Below are 15,526 nucleotides of genomic sequence, written 5' to 3'. Positions count from 1 at the left end.
CAGGCTAGACCTCCTTCCTCTCGAAGAAGATGTAGCCTAGGGCCAAAAACATAACCAGGCTGGATAACACAAACACCGAACCCGTTGCCAATTTGGCAACTGAGATGGAATGACCGAGCCATAAGGAATACCAGCCTGTATATGAAGTTATGGAGAATGAGGAGAAACCTTGTAGAAAGTAAGGAACGGCTTTGGTTCCCACGTATATTAAAATTGAGAACACAAGAAATCCGCCAGCACTCCGGAAAAATTGGGCCACGCATACAAACAATGCTGCAAGGGACCACATGGACAGAAACGCTGCTACGTAAGCTTTTAGTAATCCGAAAGCGTCTATGCTTCCTGTGCCCGGGGTTCCAAATATTAGATTACACAGGGTGCTCACAGTTCCGAGAAGAAGCAGCAATACCCCGATGGCTACCCCCAACGCAAGAAACTTGGCTGTATAAGCACCTAATCTTGTAATGGGCCGCAGCAGGGCTAGTTTCAAAGTCCTGGAGGAGACTTCCTGCGGAAATAAATCAGCAATCTCCAGAAACAGAAACAGCGGAATCAAGAAGATTGTATAGATCTCCAGCATCTGGACTGGATAGGTTGGACTGACTGTAAACAGTCCCAGAACAGGCTGCAGCGAATGAAATAGTGCAATCAGCAGCAACGGAATGAATACGGATATTGCGAAGAAGAAGATTGTCTTTTTGCGATAGATCATGAGCTGTAGCTCGTTTTTAAGTCCTGCTGTCAAGCCGTCCATCGTTCATCAGCTCCTTTCCATTCTGAAGTTCGGCGATGTAATATTGCTCCAGAGAGATGTTCTCCCTTAGCAATTCCTGTACGCTGCCTTCACGAATCAGAACGCCTTGATTCAAGATCCCTACTCTGTTGCAGAGCTGCTCCAATTCATGAATCATGTGACTGGAAATCAGGAAGGTAATTCCCTGTTCAGCAGATAGTTGTTGTACCAGCGCGCGGAAGTGAACAACCCCTTCAATATCCAGACCATTCGTCGGCTCATCCCAAATGACTAGTTCGGGGGAGTGCACAATCGACGAGGCCATGGCAAGCTTTTGTTTCATACCGGTGGAGAAGTGTCTTATTTTTTCTTTGCCAAATGCCGCTAGACCCACCGCCTCAAGGACCTCATCAATCCGTTGCGCCCGGATATTCGGATAAAAGCTGGCATTCAGCTTCAAATATTGAACCGCAGTGATGTAATCGTAGAAATCAGCGGATTCAATCATGCAGCCCACCTTCCGCATACCTGATGCGAAGGAATGCTCCAAATCTTGTCCGAACAACGAAATACTTCCGAAGCTTGGAGAAATGAGTCCGGTCAGCATTTTTAGAAGAGTCGTTTTGCCGGCACCATTAGGTCCGAGCAATCCGTAGATATCTCCTTTTTGCAGCGACAGATTCACACCGCTAATGCCTCTGCCGTTTCGGAATTCCTTGCTTACTTCTGTTAGCTTCGCTATATCCTCCATGTCTACTCCCCCCTTAGCTATAATGTCTAGTTCCCGTAAGCTTTCCCGCAACCTTAGACTACAGGGTAAATCTAAAATGGCTGTGAACAGACTCTTAAATAATTATTAACTCCCCTGATAACAAAAAAAGCCAAAGCATCATCCGCAGATTAGCTTTGGCTTGCCAAATTTATATTAGGGACGGAACCGATAGCCCGCTCCCCATAACGTCTCAATATACACTGGATTGGCGGAATCCTCTTCGATTTTCTCCCGCAGCTTGCGGATATGCACGGTCACCGTCTGCGTATCACCAAGCGAGTCGATGCCCCATAACCGATCGAAGAGCTGATCCTTGCTAAATACATGATTGGGATGTTGCGCCAGAAAATAAAGCAGGTCAAATTCCTTGGTCGTCAGCGTGACCTCCTCATCTCTGACAAAAGCTCGGCGGGAGTCGGGATTCAATCGTAGCCCCCTGATTTCAAGCTCTGTCGTGGATGGTCCACTCCCCTTCAGACGGTCATAACGTGACAAATGGGCTTTTACTCTGGCGACCAGTTCGGCAGGCTTGAAGGGCTTGGTCATATAGTCATCCGCGCCAAGCCCAAGCCCGCGCACAATATCTATATCCTCCCGTCGTGCAGTGACCATTAGGATAGGAATATCCAGGACGTCACGGATTTTTTTGCACACCTCAAAGCCATTCAGCTTAGGCAGCATCACATCCAGGACGATTAATTCAAATTTGCCGCTAAGACTTAGCTCCAGCCCCTGTTCTCCATCAACAGCGATCTCCGTTCGATATCCGTTCATCTCCAAATAATCCCGCTGAAGCTCAGCAATGGAAGGCTCATCTTCTACGATCAGTATCGTTCTCTGCATGGACCAGCGCCTCCTCTTCTATCGGTAACACAATTCGAATCACCATTCCTTCACCTTCCTGGCTGTCCGCATAAATGGTCCCCCCATGCTCAACTATGATCTGCTTAGCAATGGCAAGACCAAGACCACTTCCGCCTGTTTTCGTATTTCTGGACTGCTCCGCACGGTAAAACCGTTCGAATATATGCTCAGCAGCCTCCGAAGGAACACCAGGACCATTGTCTCCAATAGCCAGTGTAAGGGCGTGATTTTCTATCCGGGTGCTGACGGTGATTTTCTTGTTCGGCTTATCCATATACTTCAGACTGTTCTGAATGATGTTGCCGAGCACACGTCTAAACGAATCACGGTCTACAGCAACCTTAGCTGCTTCCCCGCCGTCCATATCAATTTGCAAATCTACCTTCTGTTTTTCCAGCTCCACCTTCAGCTCGTCCGCCCAGTCATTTAGAAAAGGAAGAATCGGTACGGATTCAAAGGAAAACGGCAGCTTCTGCATATCCAGCTTGGAGTACAAAAATAATTCATCAATCAGATGATCCATTTCACCGGCTTTAGCCGCGATGGTGCGCATGTACTTTTCAGTCTTTTCGGGTGAGTCCGCTATGCCTTCCAAAATCCCGTCCACATAGCCTTTTATAGCAGTAATCGGTGTTTTTAAATCATGGGAAATATTCGTAATCAATTCTTTGCGGTTGTTCTCATATTGCTGCTGGACTTGAATAGACTCCTGAAGCCTAGACCTCATCTCTTCAAAAGCCATGCCCAGCTGTCCTAGTTCATCCTTACCGCTAATCTCCACCTTGAAATCAAGTTCACCATCGGTCACCATTCGCGCTGCTTTACGCAGTTCAAGCAAGGGACGGATAATTCGTCTCGACATGTAGGTTGTCAGCAAGGTATGTGTCAGCAAGAGAACAACCACAGTGGACAGAAACAGAATCGGGAAAAATGTTCGCACGAATTGAACCAAAGGGTCGATTTTACTTACCAAAAAAATACTTACCGGCTCTGCATCCTTGGATAATAAATCAAACTGCGCAATCTGATACCAGTCATTGTTATATTTCTCCCTAAAGGACTCATTATGAGTTCCGGCTTGTTTGAAATCCGGAAGGCTGTCAATCAACCCTTTCTTTAGGAGGAGATCGTCTGAGGCATACAATGCTTTATGGTCTGTACGAATATAAATAGAAGTGTTCTTCTTGAGCATATCTGCGGATAAATCATTCAAAAAAACAGGGTCTGTCAGTAATTCTTTATTCTGCATGAAGGTGTGTTTGATCAGATCGCGGGTATCGCTCTCTTCCATACTTTCAAATTTACTCCCATAGGCACTTTCAAGGCTTTGCACATCCCCATGATAGACGATAGTTAGCAGTATAGCTGTTATCAGAATCAGAAGCAGCGGTACCACCAGCATTGCCGCGTACGACAGCAGAAATTTCATTCGAATGGACATCTCGGCCAATCACCCTACCTCTATTTGTTTCAGGATGCACTTATCATACGTCATTTCACATGAGATCTAAAAGTACAACCTCCGTTGCTCTAAAGTCAGACTGTTCGATCCTTTCTTCTGCGCAGCAACCACCACACGAGAAGCAGCACCACCACGCCGCAAATAGCATAACTAACCGGACGTAAATACTGCTCCACAATACTCCAGTTTCCTCCCAAACGATATCCCAAATACAGCAGAGCCAAATTCCAGGGAATACAGCCGAGCAGGGTAAACACTGCAAACTTCCAGGTCTTCATGCCTGCAATCCCTGCCGGTAAAGAGATAAAGGTACGGACAAAGGGCAGCATGCGGGTGAAGAATACAGTGCTCTCTCCAAAACGCTGGAACCAGCGTTCCGCTTGCTCCAGATGATGCTCATTCAGCAAAATATATTTGCCATACTTCTGGAGCAGGCGCCGCCCCCCGGCTCGGCCCACATAATATGCAAGGATTGAACCCAAGAGATTCCCGATGATTCCGGCTACAGCTACGTCCACAAATGAAAGTGAGCCTTGAGCAACCAGCCACCGCTAAGCATAATTACCTCGCTTGGAATCGGAATGCAGGCGCTCTCCAGGATCATGCCTATCCATATCCCCCATACTCCCATTGAGTTTACCAGATGCAGGGCTGTTTCAGATATCCAGGATAATAATTGGTGCACGAATATTCACTCCGTTTCAATTCAAGAATTCGTCTAAACCAATGTAATGCCCAAGTATAAACTGGTTATGAAACAATTCTTAAGGAATTATTAAATCATACAGAACCCTCGCATCGCCAAAAAGAGGCTCTTAACTTGCTTAGCCTCGCTCTGGTAATGTCCGATCATAGTGGGCCCTTGCCTCTTCGACATCTGAATAATTCGTTCTGCCCCACTGCCTTAGTTCTTTCATTGGTTCAAGTAAGGTTTCACCTAATGCCGTTAGCGAATAGTCCACGATTGGAGGCACTACGGGTGTGATATGGCGCTTGACTATTCCATCGCGCTCCAGCTTTCGCAGTGTTTGTGTCAGCATTTTTTTGGAGACTCCATCAACTTTTCTGGAAATTTCCCCATATCTGATCTGGCCGTTCTCCAATGCATAAATGACGAGCGCCGTCCATTTGTTAGAAATAATATCGAGGACTCTGCTATAGCCACAGCCTGCCAGCGTAAAGTCGGGTTGTTTTTTTCTATTGGAAGATGCCATACCTTTTCCCCCTTATGAACTTGTAAGTAACCTGGGCACTTTAAAGTGCCTCCTTATGTAAGTTTAGATTTTAGATTAAGGTATGTCTATAGCTGCCGCCACACTACCGTAACTGTTACGAGTGGAGTGTGCAATGGAATGAAAATAACTCTTTATCAGGAGGAAATGAGTATGTCAAATATAATTAAACCACGGCCCAAACTGTATGTAATGGATAACGGAGTAATGAGTATGGACAAGAACTGGATCATTGCCATGCATAATCCGGCTACGATTAACACTCCTAATGCGGCAACGCAATTCGTTGAATTTCCGATCTATACCGTGTTGATCGACCATCCTGAGGGAAAGATTTTGTTCGATACTGCCTGTAATCCCAATTCGATGGGCCCTGAAGGGCGCTGGGCTGAATCCACCCAATTGTCCTCTCCATGGGCCGCCAGTGAAGAATGTTATCTGCATAACCGGCTGGAACAGCTGAATGTACGACCCGAAGACATTCGGTACGTTATTGCTTCTCATTTGCATTTGGATCATGCGGGATGTCTGGAGATGTTCACCAACGCGACGATTATCGTGCACGAGGATGAGCTGAATGGTGCACTGCAGAGCTATGCCCGTAATATCAAAGACGGTGCTTATGTCTGGGACGACATTGATGCCTGGATCAAAAATCACCTGCAGTGGAAAACCATCAAACGCCAAGAAGATAATCTGGAGTTGGCTGAAGGCATTAAGATTCTTAACTTTGGCAGCGGACATGCTTGGGGCATGATTGGCTTGCATATAGAACTACCAGAGACAGGAGGAATTATTCTCGCTTCGGATGCAATCTATTCAGCGGAAAGCTACGGTCCACCCGTCCGCCCGCCAGGCATTATTTATGATCTGCTTGGTTATCGGGATACAGTAGAAAAGATCCGCACACTGGCTGCTCGAACGAATTCACAAGTGTGGTTTGGACATGATGGCAATCAATTCAAGCAGCTCCGTAAATCAACTGAGGGTTATTACGAATAAAAGGTTCCTTGAATCATATTCTTCAGCTGCACCGCCCGACTCTTAATTTCATTCTCTTTCTCTAAATAGGTTAAGATGGCCACTCCTAAAGCTACGGAAGGCTCGGCCTTGCTCATTTCTTCGCCAAATAAATGCAGCAACTCCTGCAGTTCCTTTCGAGTCGTATTTCCAGCGGGTATCTTCTTAATGAGGACCCCGATCTGTGCAATCAGGTCTTGGATGGCCTCTTGCCTATTGTCTTCTTGCCCCGGGAATCCCCAATGAAGATGAGATTGAAGCATAGAAGACGGCATTAATGGTGCTGCTTGGGTACTCAGCATGGAATCCGCAAGCACGTCTACTTTTTGCACAATAAACTGGGCGGTCTCTTCAATAGATGCAACTTCAAATCCATCAATCAACCAGTACAAATATTCTTTAAGAATCGCTTTATAAATAAATACCAGATCCGTTAGAAAAGGTGTTATTGGCTCACCGTAAACAGGCAGCAGACAATCTCGATGTAACATCATCAGCCGGCCCCGAACCCGTTCCCGAAGCGGAGCAAATGTAGGGTCTTGCTGGATGGGCAACTCAGTGAAATCTACAAGGATGCGTTTATATTCGATAAAATATCTAAATCGCAAAACGATTTGCTGAAGAAGCTTTTCTCTAGCCGGGAGCTCTCGTCTTGATTGTAAATTCTCTACCCTATCAAAATAATCATTCTGGCATAAGTCAAACACTTCACTGAATAGGTCCTCTTTGGAAGAGAAATACTTGTATACTGAACCTTTAGCGATTTGGCAATCGTCGGCAATATCCTGTATGGATGTAGCCAGAAAGCCTCTTTCCTTAAATAACCTGCAAGCCGAACGCAAGACCTCCTGCTTGGTTACCGCCATATATAACACCCCTTCTTGACTTCTCTTGACCCATAGTACATAATTACGAACACCAAGTCAATAATTGATCGAGGAGTGGATAAGATATGAATTCTTTATTTAACCCCGCAACAGCAGCATTGGTTGTCATTGATCTTCAACAGTGGCTGGGTAACCAGTATGCTCCTTATACTTCCCAGCAAGTCGTGACTAACGCTGCCTCGTTGGCCCAGGCATTTCGTCAGCAACAATCCTTTGTCGTTCTCGTGCATGTATCCAGCAAGGATATGAAGGACCTTCCTCGTCCGATATTGGATCAAAGCCCCCCTCCAATGAATTTATCCGAAGGTTGGGATGAACTACTACCAGAGCTGGGTGTGACGGAAAACGATCATATTGTCACCAAGAAGCAGTGGGGCGCTTTCTATGGAACAGATCTTGATCTTCAATTACGCCGAAGGGGGATTGATACCATTGTTCTGTGCGGAATTGCTACCGGACTAGGTGTTGATACGACCGCACGCGAAGCGTTTATGCATGGCTACAAGCTCATCTTCGCGGAGGACGCAATGACGGGATTCAGTGAAGCTGAACATAACCATGTTCGAGATTACATTTTCCCCCGTATAGGCCGAACACGGACAACTAAAGAAATTATAGATAGCATGGGCTCGTAGTAATATAGATTAAGATGTTTGACTTGCTATATTGAACATGTTAACTTAGGCCGAGCATTAACAATGATTTACAAACCCTCCTACTTATCATTAAACCAATCACGAACGAAAGGTCATTCCAAGATATGATGATTTATAGTCGTCTCGCCATCATGATGCCCCCCTTTCCCTAGCTAGGCTCATATTCTTGTTGTCATAACGGAGTATAAGCTTGTAGGAGGGCTACTACTTGCTGGTAAGTCTGACAACCTGGGGAATGAGCCTCTTCCATAATGGTTCATTGCTGGCGATGCCTTTATACTTCTTAGTAATTAGCAGTGGAATGTGGTGGCTTGGCAGAAGATTTATTACTGCGGAATAGTCTTTTTGGAATGGTTTTTTAAAATTAATAAAACACCAAGAAGAAGTGAACCGGGGCGACACTTCAAACACATAAGAAGAGCAGTCCAGAACTATTTATTAGTTTCTGAACTGCTCCTTTTTTCAAGCGGGAAATCCATTTACCTTTCGACGTTCTACCACGCTAAAATCAAGACTCTTTAGGAGGGCATTCTATGAAAGTAAGATTAACTAATTATAATGAAAATTGGGTTAGACAATTTCAAGATGAAGCCAAATTTTTAAAAAGAATATTTGGAGATGAAATAATACGCTTTGAACATTTTGGAAGTACATCCGTTCCGGGCTTAAAAGCTAAACCTGTTATCGACATGATATGTATTGTAAGGGACATTGAAAAAGTTGATGTATATAACGATAAGATGTTCGCACTCGGATATGACGTTGCAGGTGAATGGGGCATTGCAGTATTTTTACATGAAAAAGATCTAGTAAACCAGCTCACAATCATGATGTTGCCATACATCAAATAAATTACCATCCAAATCTTCAAGCACAAAAAATTTCCCGTATTCCCCCTCATCACTAATATCTCCTACCTTAACTTCTTCTGATTTCAAATAGTCATGTAAAGATACAATGTCATTAGTGAAGAATGTAATGATCCACCTTTTCTTCTGTTTTATTTCAATGACCGCTCGTGAATCATTATCACTTTGAATTAAATCTAAAATTGGTCGGTTATCTCTAAATAAACTTAAATAATCTTCTCTTTGATGTCTAATATTAAATCCAAAATGCTTGACAAACCATGCCGCCGATTTCTCCAGATCCTTAACAGGAATCACATTGTAGGCGATACCCAATATTTTTCCAACTTCCATATCATTCCCTCCTCCATTTTCGCTCCAACAGAGATTCAATTATCCATAGTTTACCATACAAGCGTTTTCAGTTCCTCAAATTGTTCGAATTGAATTACACCGTCAAATCACGAAATAAATATTTAGCTTTACAAAAAATAGGATATGGTTTATTTTAACATTAAGTATTCATTGAATATTTATCAATCAGATACAACATTTAAATTCTATTTTATTCAAAGTTGGAGGTTACGATGGAAGGTACGATAAAGAATACCTTACTAAAGAATATTAAATTTGCTTACAACGAGGCTTTAGAGTTAATTGTTTTCATGGGAATGATCGCTAATGAAGAGCAGCTACTCACATCAGCAGAGGATCTTAAACTTGAAATGGATCCACTCGCATTATCCTATCAGGAAGAAGCACGTACCCTTCTATCACCCCATGCAAACCGGGAACTCCAGTTTTTCTTTCAATATAACTTTTTTCATAAAGCACTGGATTTTGCCTTCTATGAGTCCATCTGTACTTGTGCAGAACCACTAACGGCTGAAGTCTGGATAGCTCGTCTAGAGAAAAGCCCTGCTGAAAAGGTAGTCGCAGAAATGGTATATGGCGTATATTACGATAAATTAGAAGAATTTCTCGAAGGAAACGATTGGGAAGTCGTAAAAAAAGATATTCACTTCATGACTGAACTTGTAACTAGAACCAAACCGCATCAAGAGGTTATTAATGCCCATGGTCCATTACTCGAATGTCTCGCTTATCCTGAGGACACGAAGCAACGTTATATGCAGCTCTTCAACCAGTTCTATCGGGATGTATTTTCGCTTTGGAAAGATTCACTAAGAAAGGCATCTCAAGAAGCCTCCCGGCGGTATGAAGAAATGTTCCTGGATAATCCTGAAAGGTTTATTCGTGAGGTTAACAAAAATGAACCTGCTTTATATGACGTCCAAACTAATTTTCATGTTAGCTTCATCTCTCAAGTTGGCAACCACTGTCTCTTTTTTAACACTTCAGAAGCTGAGCGTGTGGGAACGGTAATCTTCGGGGTACATAATGCTCTTGTATTTGGCCCTGCTGCTGATCGGGAGAAAACGGAGTTATTCTTAAAGGCATTCTCAGATAAAAGACGTTTAGACTTCTTATTGCTATTACGGAAACGCCCGCACTATGGGCAAGAAATTGCAACAGCACTTGGCATCACTCCCGCTGGGGTAACTTATCATGCCAACTTCTTATTCTTCTTAGACCTCATCCAGATCAAAAGAGAGGATCATCGATTATATTATCATCTTCAAGTGGATAAATTGCGAGAACTGCTGGCTGTCACCACGAAGGTCATGCTGGACGAGGAACCAGGGAGGGTTTAATTTGAATGAATCTATGATTGCTCAAGCGGAGTCTAAAAAGAAATCACGAGTCATTTCGAATACATTTATGCGTTTACTAAAACTTGGAAAACCCTATTTAGGTTGGTATCTCATATTGTGTATCTTAGCAGCAATCGTTTCTCTTGCAGCAGTTGGGATAGCTGAATCTTTACGGCGTATGATCAATGCTGCTACGAATAAAGACATGTCTAGTTTAATGTCCGGCGCAATTATTGCCCTAGTAATCGTTATTGTGGAGGCTTCGGCTAACTTTTTTAAAACTTACTTATCAGGTGTACTTGAGTTCAAATCTACCTCCAAGCTTCAGGTATCTGTTCTGTCCAGATTATTAAATGTTCGAATGAAAGATTTAGACCGTTATCATTCTGGTGATCTCATCAGTCGTATTAACGATTCTGCGACTGCTGCCCAGCAAGGTATCAATCAGAAGACGATTGATCTCTTCAGTAATCTGATGCAAATTACATTTCTTCTGACCTATCTACTCTCACTCCAATATGCCTTAACCTTGGGGATGTTATTGATTTGCTCATTGGTACCTCTTGTGATGCTTCCCTTTACTTCTCGTCTACGTTCTATGCATGAGCAAAGACAGCACATTGAAACTACTCAACAAATGTTTATACAGGATACGGTACAGGGTGCAGAGGTTGTTCGTACCTTCTCCCTTGCGCCCAAGCTTCAGCAGCAATTCACCGAGCGGGTTATGAAATATTTGAATATTCATTTACCGGTGTCACGCTTAGAAGCTGTAGCTTATAATATGCCTCTTGCCGTTATTCTTGGTGGATTGCTCTATGTTCTCTCCTATGGTGGATATCTAGTTATTCAGGGGCGTTTGGATGTGGGCGCCGTGGCAGCCTTTCTTGTATGCTTCGAGCAAATTGCGAATCCAGTGTCGAAGCTTGCGAATCTATGGACTGAGTTACAAGGCTCTTTGGCGCAAGGTAAGCGGTTATTTGAGGTCCTAGATTTACAAGAAGAAGGTGTACGCAGTGATTCCCATGACAAAGATCTTCATTTGGGAACTTCGACCAACAGCAATCAGGCGGTTAGCGGATTATATCCCATTTCTTTTAACAACGTCGGTTTTGGTTATGGTAATGATCAAGTATTAACAGGCGTCAATCTAACGATTCAACCTGGTAAGGTAACCGCACTTGCCGGCCCTAGCGGTAGCGGAAAAAGTACCCTTCTACAATTAATACTGTCATCATATGAGCCTAATGAAGGTACAATTCACTCTGGTAATCTGCTGTTAAGCAGCATACCACCTCGATCCTGGCGTAGCCATTTGGCTTATGTATCTCAGGAATCCTATCTATTCTCCGGAACACTCTATGAGAATATTGCGTGGGGACGACCTGATGCTACTGTTGAAGACATCATTTCAGCCGCACAACACGCAGGTATTCATGAATTCATTATGACAACCCCTCATCAATATGAGACTTTTATCGGTGAACGGGGGCTTACTTTATCTGGAGGCGAAAGACAGCGACTATCTATTGCCAGGGCGTTTGTGCGAAAGCCTAAGCTTCTACTTCTTGATGAACCCACTGCAGCGCTCGATAGCCACAATGAAGAAATTGTCGGGCATGCCCTGCAAGAACTCATGCATGATCGAACAACGGTTGTTGTTGCTCACAGACTCTCTACCATCAGAAATGCAGATCATATTTATTACATGGAAGCGGGCTCTATCGTCGAAGAGGGCACCCATCTGGAGCTAATGGATTTGAAAGGAAAGTATTATACCATGGTTGAGACAACATTTAAAAAGAATGATATTTCTGCTGCAGTCATGGAGGAAGCACAATGAATATAAATGAATCCAAGGATCTTAAACTAGGATATGTGCTGCGTCGATTGATGTCTTATGCTTGGCCTTATCGCATTGGATTTATTGTTGCTTTACTCCTCCTCTCCGCCAGGCTAGTAATGGACGTAGGAATTGCAGCTGTGCAGCAAGTATTTATTGATACGATCAACGGCTCTAACATGGATGCGCTTACGCGGATAACCGTTATTTGTGCCATTGCCTGTGTGATTATCATTTTCTGTCTCATGCTACAGCATTACTTCCGCTTTGTCATACAGAGTCGGATGGCATGGAATATCCGCGGTAAGCTATTTGGCAAGAGCAACCGAATACCTTTTCAGCAAGTACAATCTATGCATTCCGGTGATTTGACTTCACGTAATAATCAGGATGCAAGTATAGCCATTGGTATGATTAACAGCATTGTATATGATTTAGGATATAACCTTCTTTTATGTTTTATTTCCTTTCTATACTTGGCCAAAACGGATGTCTGGCTCGCCCTGCTTGCTCTCGGATCGGGACCCCTTGTATTTCTTTCTGGTCGCTTCTTTGATCGCAGGCTACGTAAATTATCTACTGAAATATATGCTAAAGAGGCGGAATTACGTGGGATTCTACAAGAAACACTGCAGGGCATGGCAGTCGTGAGAGCTTTCTCACTAGAAGAAATTCTCTTAGACAAATATGCGTTAGAACGTGAGAAGCTAAGAAGAATGCAGCTGAGAAGATCCCTTCTTAATGGACTCCTATGGCAATCTTCTGCTTTTATCAACAATATCATTATGATAACCTGTGCGGCTTTAATAGCTTTATCTGCTCTAAAAGGTGGGACAACTGCAGGTGAAGTACTCGCCTTTATTATTCTGATGGGAAGGGTTCAATGGCCATTTGTCCATATGTCCCAAACATGGGGCAGTGTACAGGAAGCCTTAGGTGCATCAGACCGCGTATTCGCTATATTAGATTCGCCTGATGAAGGAAACGATCATGCTTCACCAGAACCGGGCGTATTACCTGTAATTTCTGATGAAGTGGCTGCACTACATATAGAGGATGTCCATTACAACCATTCATCTATAGAGGATAATGAATCCCCGCTTTTTACTGGTGTTAATATCCACATCCAGCATGGTGAAACCGTCGCTGTTGTGGGACCAAGCGGGTCGGGGAAAACGACGTTCGTTCGATTATGCTGTGGACTTTATGAGCCCAGTGCAGGCAACATCTCTGTTTATGGAAGATCTATTCCTGATCAGCTTGAAGAAGCCCGGGCAATGATCACCTATGTCCCACAATCTCCTTATTTGTTCTCAGGGACTATACGGGATAATATCGCTTATAGCTCTAGTACAGCAACGGATGAAGAAATAGAGCAAGCCGCCCGCCTCGCAGGTGCAGAGGAATTTATATCGAAGCTGCCTAATGGCTATGACACTTTGCTAGGTGAACATGGATCGACTTTATCCGGTGGACAAAGACAACGTATAGCCATAGCCAGAGCTTTCCTTCGTAATGCTCCACTTCTTCTTCTGGATGAAGCTACCTCCGCTCTCGATAACGAGTCCGAGCGAATGGTTCAGGAATCTCTTGATTTGTTAATGAAGGATCGCACAACACTAGTGATTGCGCACAGACTCTCAACCGTGCGAGAAGCGTCTAGAATTATTGTCTTAGATCAAGGTACTATTGTTGAGGAAGGCACACATGATTCTTTATTAGAAAGAAATGGTCTTTACGCACAGTTATACAACATTCAATTTCAAGCTTCAGAACAAGAAGACACTCATGCAGATGAATTAACAGCTACATATCCCGCTTAGAATCACAACAAATTAGATTTGTTACAAAAAGAAGGGGCTGTCCCCTAAGAAGATATATCTTTGGGATCAGCCTCTTAGTGCTGTGTTCACATCGGCTTAATTCAGCATGGCCAACGGAAAAGCCCCGATTAAGAGTTAGAAGGAATCCTTAACGCAACACAAATTTCAATCAGCGATCATACTCTCCGCCATCTTTATAAGTTCTTTCTTACTCATCAGCCCAGCTTCATTCACCATTATTGAGTATACAACGCCTTGTTTACTATCATACCAGGTGATCGTTTCGCCAAGGGTAGACTGCTTGAGATATATGGCCTCCACTTGCTTTAGCTGGATGATCTCGGACGTAGCATTCGATGATTTGGGCAAACTGATTCCTTGGCCATAACTGGCCGTGATACCTACAGCCGTGTCGTTTTTTCCATCTGTTAAATGAAGGATTGACGAGTTAGCTTTGGCCCCCTGCAATTTTTCAATGAACAGCTTATCGTTATTCTTGGAAGCATTCGCCCGATCGATTAGCTTTTGTTTTAACGGTTCGCTCTCCTTACCAAGTGGCATCTCAAGAAATACTTTACCGTATGAGAAGCTTAACCCTTTGGGAAGATACCCGGGCTGCTTAAGTCTAGGTGCCGCAGTCCGTGCCTGCTCAGCCAAGAAATCTGTATATGAATGATAATCTATAGGCAGCTGCTCGAATTTAAGTTCATTTACCGTGTCATAACCATTCAGCTTGTTGATATAATTATCCTTAATGTAATAAGCTGCCAATTCACCGGGTTTTAAAAGGCTTACTACTTGTTTGCGGTATATCTCCAATTCATTGTTCAGCTTATCAGGCAACGAAGGCGATGGATCAGTCGTTTTAACTACAACTTCGCCTTTACTAGTGAAGATTTGAAGATGTCCAGAGGCCGCATACGCGGTAAATGAGAGCAGAAAAACACAGCTTACAGCAATGGATAGAACTGTTTTTCTTTTAACGGGCCGTGCTTTTGAAGCATTGGTATGCCCCATCTTCTCAATTTCCTGTCTGATGCTGGATGTGACATCTATCTGTCGAAAATGATCGTCAGAAACGGAATATCTTCTTAACTCTTCGTCTGAATCCATGTATGCTCCCATTGACCTTCCTCCTGACATGCATTGATGTTGTTCTTAACCTTTTTGCGAACCCGGGTTATTTTTTTACGAACAGCTTCCGGACTTTTGCCTGCAATCTCTCCGATCTCTGTATAGCTCTTATCATGAAAAACATACAGAATTAGCAAGCTTCTTTCTTCCCCAGAAAGTTGGGATAGTGCTTTAGAAAGCGGTCCATTGAAGACCCCTCTCAAATACTCCTGTTCGGCGCTCTCTGCAACAAAATTCCCCCTCCAGATTCGACTCAGCTTATCATATAATTGGCGTTTACGAATCAGATTCAGACAGTGATGGTAAGCAATCTTGTACAGCCAGGCGCTGAAGCTGACGGTTGGAGCATAACCGTGGATTGACTTATAAGCTTTCAGAAAAATATCCTGCGCCGCATCCTCAGCATCCTGCTCATCACACAGCAGCCTACAACAGTAGATAAATAACTGCCGCTGGTACGCCTCTACAATTGGGATAAATGCTCCCGTTGTGCCCGCCTGCACTTGCTGGATATAATCTTCGATCCCTGTGGTGTCG

The 15,526-nt window shown here is 43.7% G+C and carries 17 protein-coding genes and 1 pseudogene; 7 read left to right on the top strand and 11 right to left on the bottom strand.

The features are described from left to right. Positions 1-4: 4 nt before the first annotated feature. The 7 genes from ACFVRY_RS03305 to ACFVRY_RS03275 all read right to left on the bottom strand — a co-directional run bounded on the left by ACFVRY_RS03305 (position 5) and on the right by ACFVRY_RS03275 (position 5,045). Entirely contained in the window at positions 5-754 is a 750-nt protein-coding gene (locus ACFVRY_RS03305) for an ABC transporter permease (protein ID WP_387497264.1), read from the bottom strand. Further along, on the bottom strand, positions 729-1,484 hold the full coding sequence (locus ACFVRY_RS03300) for an ABC transporter ATP-binding protein (protein WP_387497262.1): 756 nt from the start codon (positions 1,482-1,484) through the stop codon (positions 729-731). The genes ACFVRY_RS03305 and ACFVRY_RS03300 overlap by 26 nt, the downstream gene beginning before the upstream one ends. Positions 1,485-1,658: 174 nt before the next feature. Further along, the gene (locus ACFVRY_RS03295) at positions 1,659-2,348 is read right to left on the bottom strand and encodes a response regulator transcription factor (RefSeq protein ID WP_387497260.1); all 690 of its coding nucleotides are present in this window, start codon (positions 2,346-2,348) and stop codon (positions 1,659-1,661) included. After that, complete coding sequence (locus ACFVRY_RS03290; protein WP_387497258.1) at positions 2,317-3,798, bottom strand: sensor histidine kinase; 1,482 nt, start codon at positions 3,796-3,798, stop codon at positions 2,317-2,319. Before ACFVRY_RS03290 ends, ACFVRY_RS03295 begins: the two co-directional genes overlap by 32 nt. 107 nt (positions 3,799-3,905) lie before the next feature. Then, positions 3,906-4,349 carry a DedA family protein gene (locus tag ACFVRY_RS03285; protein WP_387497256.1) on the bottom strand — a complete coding sequence of 148 codons (444 nt, stop codon included), beginning with the start codon at positions 4,347-4,349 and terminating at the stop codon, positions 3,906-3,908. Next, positions 4,340-4,516 (bottom strand): hypothetical protein, encoded by a 177-nt coding sequence (locus tag ACFVRY_RS03280; protein ID WP_387497254.1) that lies wholly within the window; start codon positions 4,514-4,516, stop codon positions 4,340-4,342. Before ACFVRY_RS03280 ends, ACFVRY_RS03285 begins: the two co-directional genes overlap by 10 nt. 139 nt (positions 4,517-4,655) lie before the next feature. Further along, positions 4,656-5,045, bottom strand: a complete 390-nt coding sequence (locus tag ACFVRY_RS03275; protein ID WP_387497252.1) for a winged helix-turn-helix transcriptional regulator — start codon at positions 5,043-5,045, stop codon at positions 4,656-4,658. Between the two features lie 171 nt (positions 5,046-5,216). Here ACFVRY_RS03275 and ahlS point away from each other — a divergent pair, with 171 nt between their 5' ends. After that, entirely contained in the window at positions 5,217-6,065 is an 849-nt protein-coding gene (gene ahlS / locus ACFVRY_RS03270) for an AhlS family quorum-quenching N-acyl homoserine lactonase (RefSeq protein WP_387497250.1), read from the top strand. On the opposite strand, the gene ACFVRY_RS03265 is transcribed toward ahlS, so the two are convergent. Next, entirely contained in the window at positions 6,056-6,949 is an 894-nt protein-coding gene (locus ACFVRY_RS03265; RefSeq protein ID WP_387497248.1) for a TetR/AcrR family transcriptional regulator, read from the bottom strand. The two genes, ahlS and ACFVRY_RS03265, sit on opposite strands and share 10 nt — an antisense overlap. An 86-nt stretch (positions 6,950-7,035) precedes the next feature. Here ACFVRY_RS03265 and ACFVRY_RS03260 point away from each other — a divergent pair, with 86 nt between their 5' ends. The 3 genes and pseudogenes from ACFVRY_RS03260 to ACFVRY_RS03250 form a co-directional block, all read left to right on the top strand. Continuing rightward, positions 7,036-7,605 carry a hydrolase gene (locus tag ACFVRY_RS03260; protein ID WP_387497246.1) on the top strand — a complete coding sequence of 190 codons (570 nt, stop codon included), beginning with the start codon at positions 7,036-7,038 and terminating at the stop codon, positions 7,603-7,605. A gap of 229 nt (positions 7,606-7,834) precedes the next feature. Further along, positions 7,835-7,966, top strand: a complete 132-nt coding sequence (locus ACFVRY_RS03255; RefSeq protein WP_387497244.1) for a hypothetical protein — start codon at positions 7,835-7,837, stop codon at positions 7,964-7,966. Between the two features lie 193 nt (positions 7,967-8,159). Further along, positions 8,160-8,408, top strand: a pseudogene (locus tag ACFVRY_RS03250) (GrpB family protein); the annotation flags it as partial. A 24-nt stretch (positions 8,409-8,432) separates the two neighbouring features. On the opposite strand, the gene ACFVRY_RS03245 reads toward ACFVRY_RS03250, so the two are convergent. Further along, positions 8,433-8,828 (bottom strand): VOC family protein, encoded by a 396-nt coding sequence (locus ACFVRY_RS03245; protein WP_387497242.1) that lies wholly within the window; start codon positions 8,826-8,828, stop codon positions 8,433-8,435. A gap of 233 nt (positions 8,829-9,061) precedes the next feature. Between ACFVRY_RS03245 and ACFVRY_RS03240 the strand changes: the two genes are divergently transcribed. From ACFVRY_RS03240 to ACFVRY_RS03230, 3 genes are read left to right on the top strand one after another with little or no spacing between them, the layout of a single operon-like run. Continuing rightward, on the top strand, positions 9,062-10,189 hold the full coding sequence (locus ACFVRY_RS03240; protein WP_387497240.1) for a hypothetical protein: 1,128 nt from the start codon (positions 9,062-9,064) through the stop codon (positions 10,187-10,189). 1 nt (position 10,190) lies between these two features. Then, on the top strand, positions 10,191-12,032 hold the full coding sequence (locus ACFVRY_RS03235; RefSeq protein WP_387497238.1) for an ABC transporter ATP-binding protein: 1,842 nt from the start codon (positions 10,191-10,193) through the stop codon (positions 12,030-12,032). Beyond that, positions 12,029-13,855 (top strand): ABC transporter ATP-binding protein, encoded by a 1,827-nt coding sequence (locus tag ACFVRY_RS03230; RefSeq protein ID WP_387497236.1) that lies wholly within the window; start codon positions 12,029-12,031, stop codon positions 13,853-13,855. Before ACFVRY_RS03235 ends, ACFVRY_RS03230 begins: the two co-directional genes overlap by 4 nt. Before the next feature lie 165 nt (positions 13,856-14,020). Here ACFVRY_RS03230 and ACFVRY_RS03225 read toward each other — a convergent pair whose 3' ends face one another. Next, on the bottom strand, positions 14,021-14,980 hold the full coding sequence (locus tag ACFVRY_RS03225; protein ID WP_387497234.1) for a DUF4367 domain-containing protein: 960 nt from the start codon (positions 14,978-14,980) through the stop codon (positions 14,021-14,023). Beyond that, entirely contained in the window at positions 14,947-15,492 is a 546-nt protein-coding gene (locus tag ACFVRY_RS03220; protein ID WP_387497232.1) for an RNA polymerase sigma factor, read from the bottom strand. Before ACFVRY_RS03220 ends, ACFVRY_RS03225 begins: the two co-directional genes overlap by 34 nt. Positions 15,493-15,526 lie beyond the last annotated feature (34 nt).

The sequence above is a fragment of the Paenibacillus sp. NPDC057934 genome (assembly GCF_042887565.1).
Taxonomy (GTDB): Bacteria; Bacillota; Bacilli; order Paenibacillales; family Paenibacillaceae; genus Paenibacillus_AQ.
Note: the sequence above shows the minus strand (reverse complement) of the source record. Positions and strands in the feature narration are given on the sequence as shown.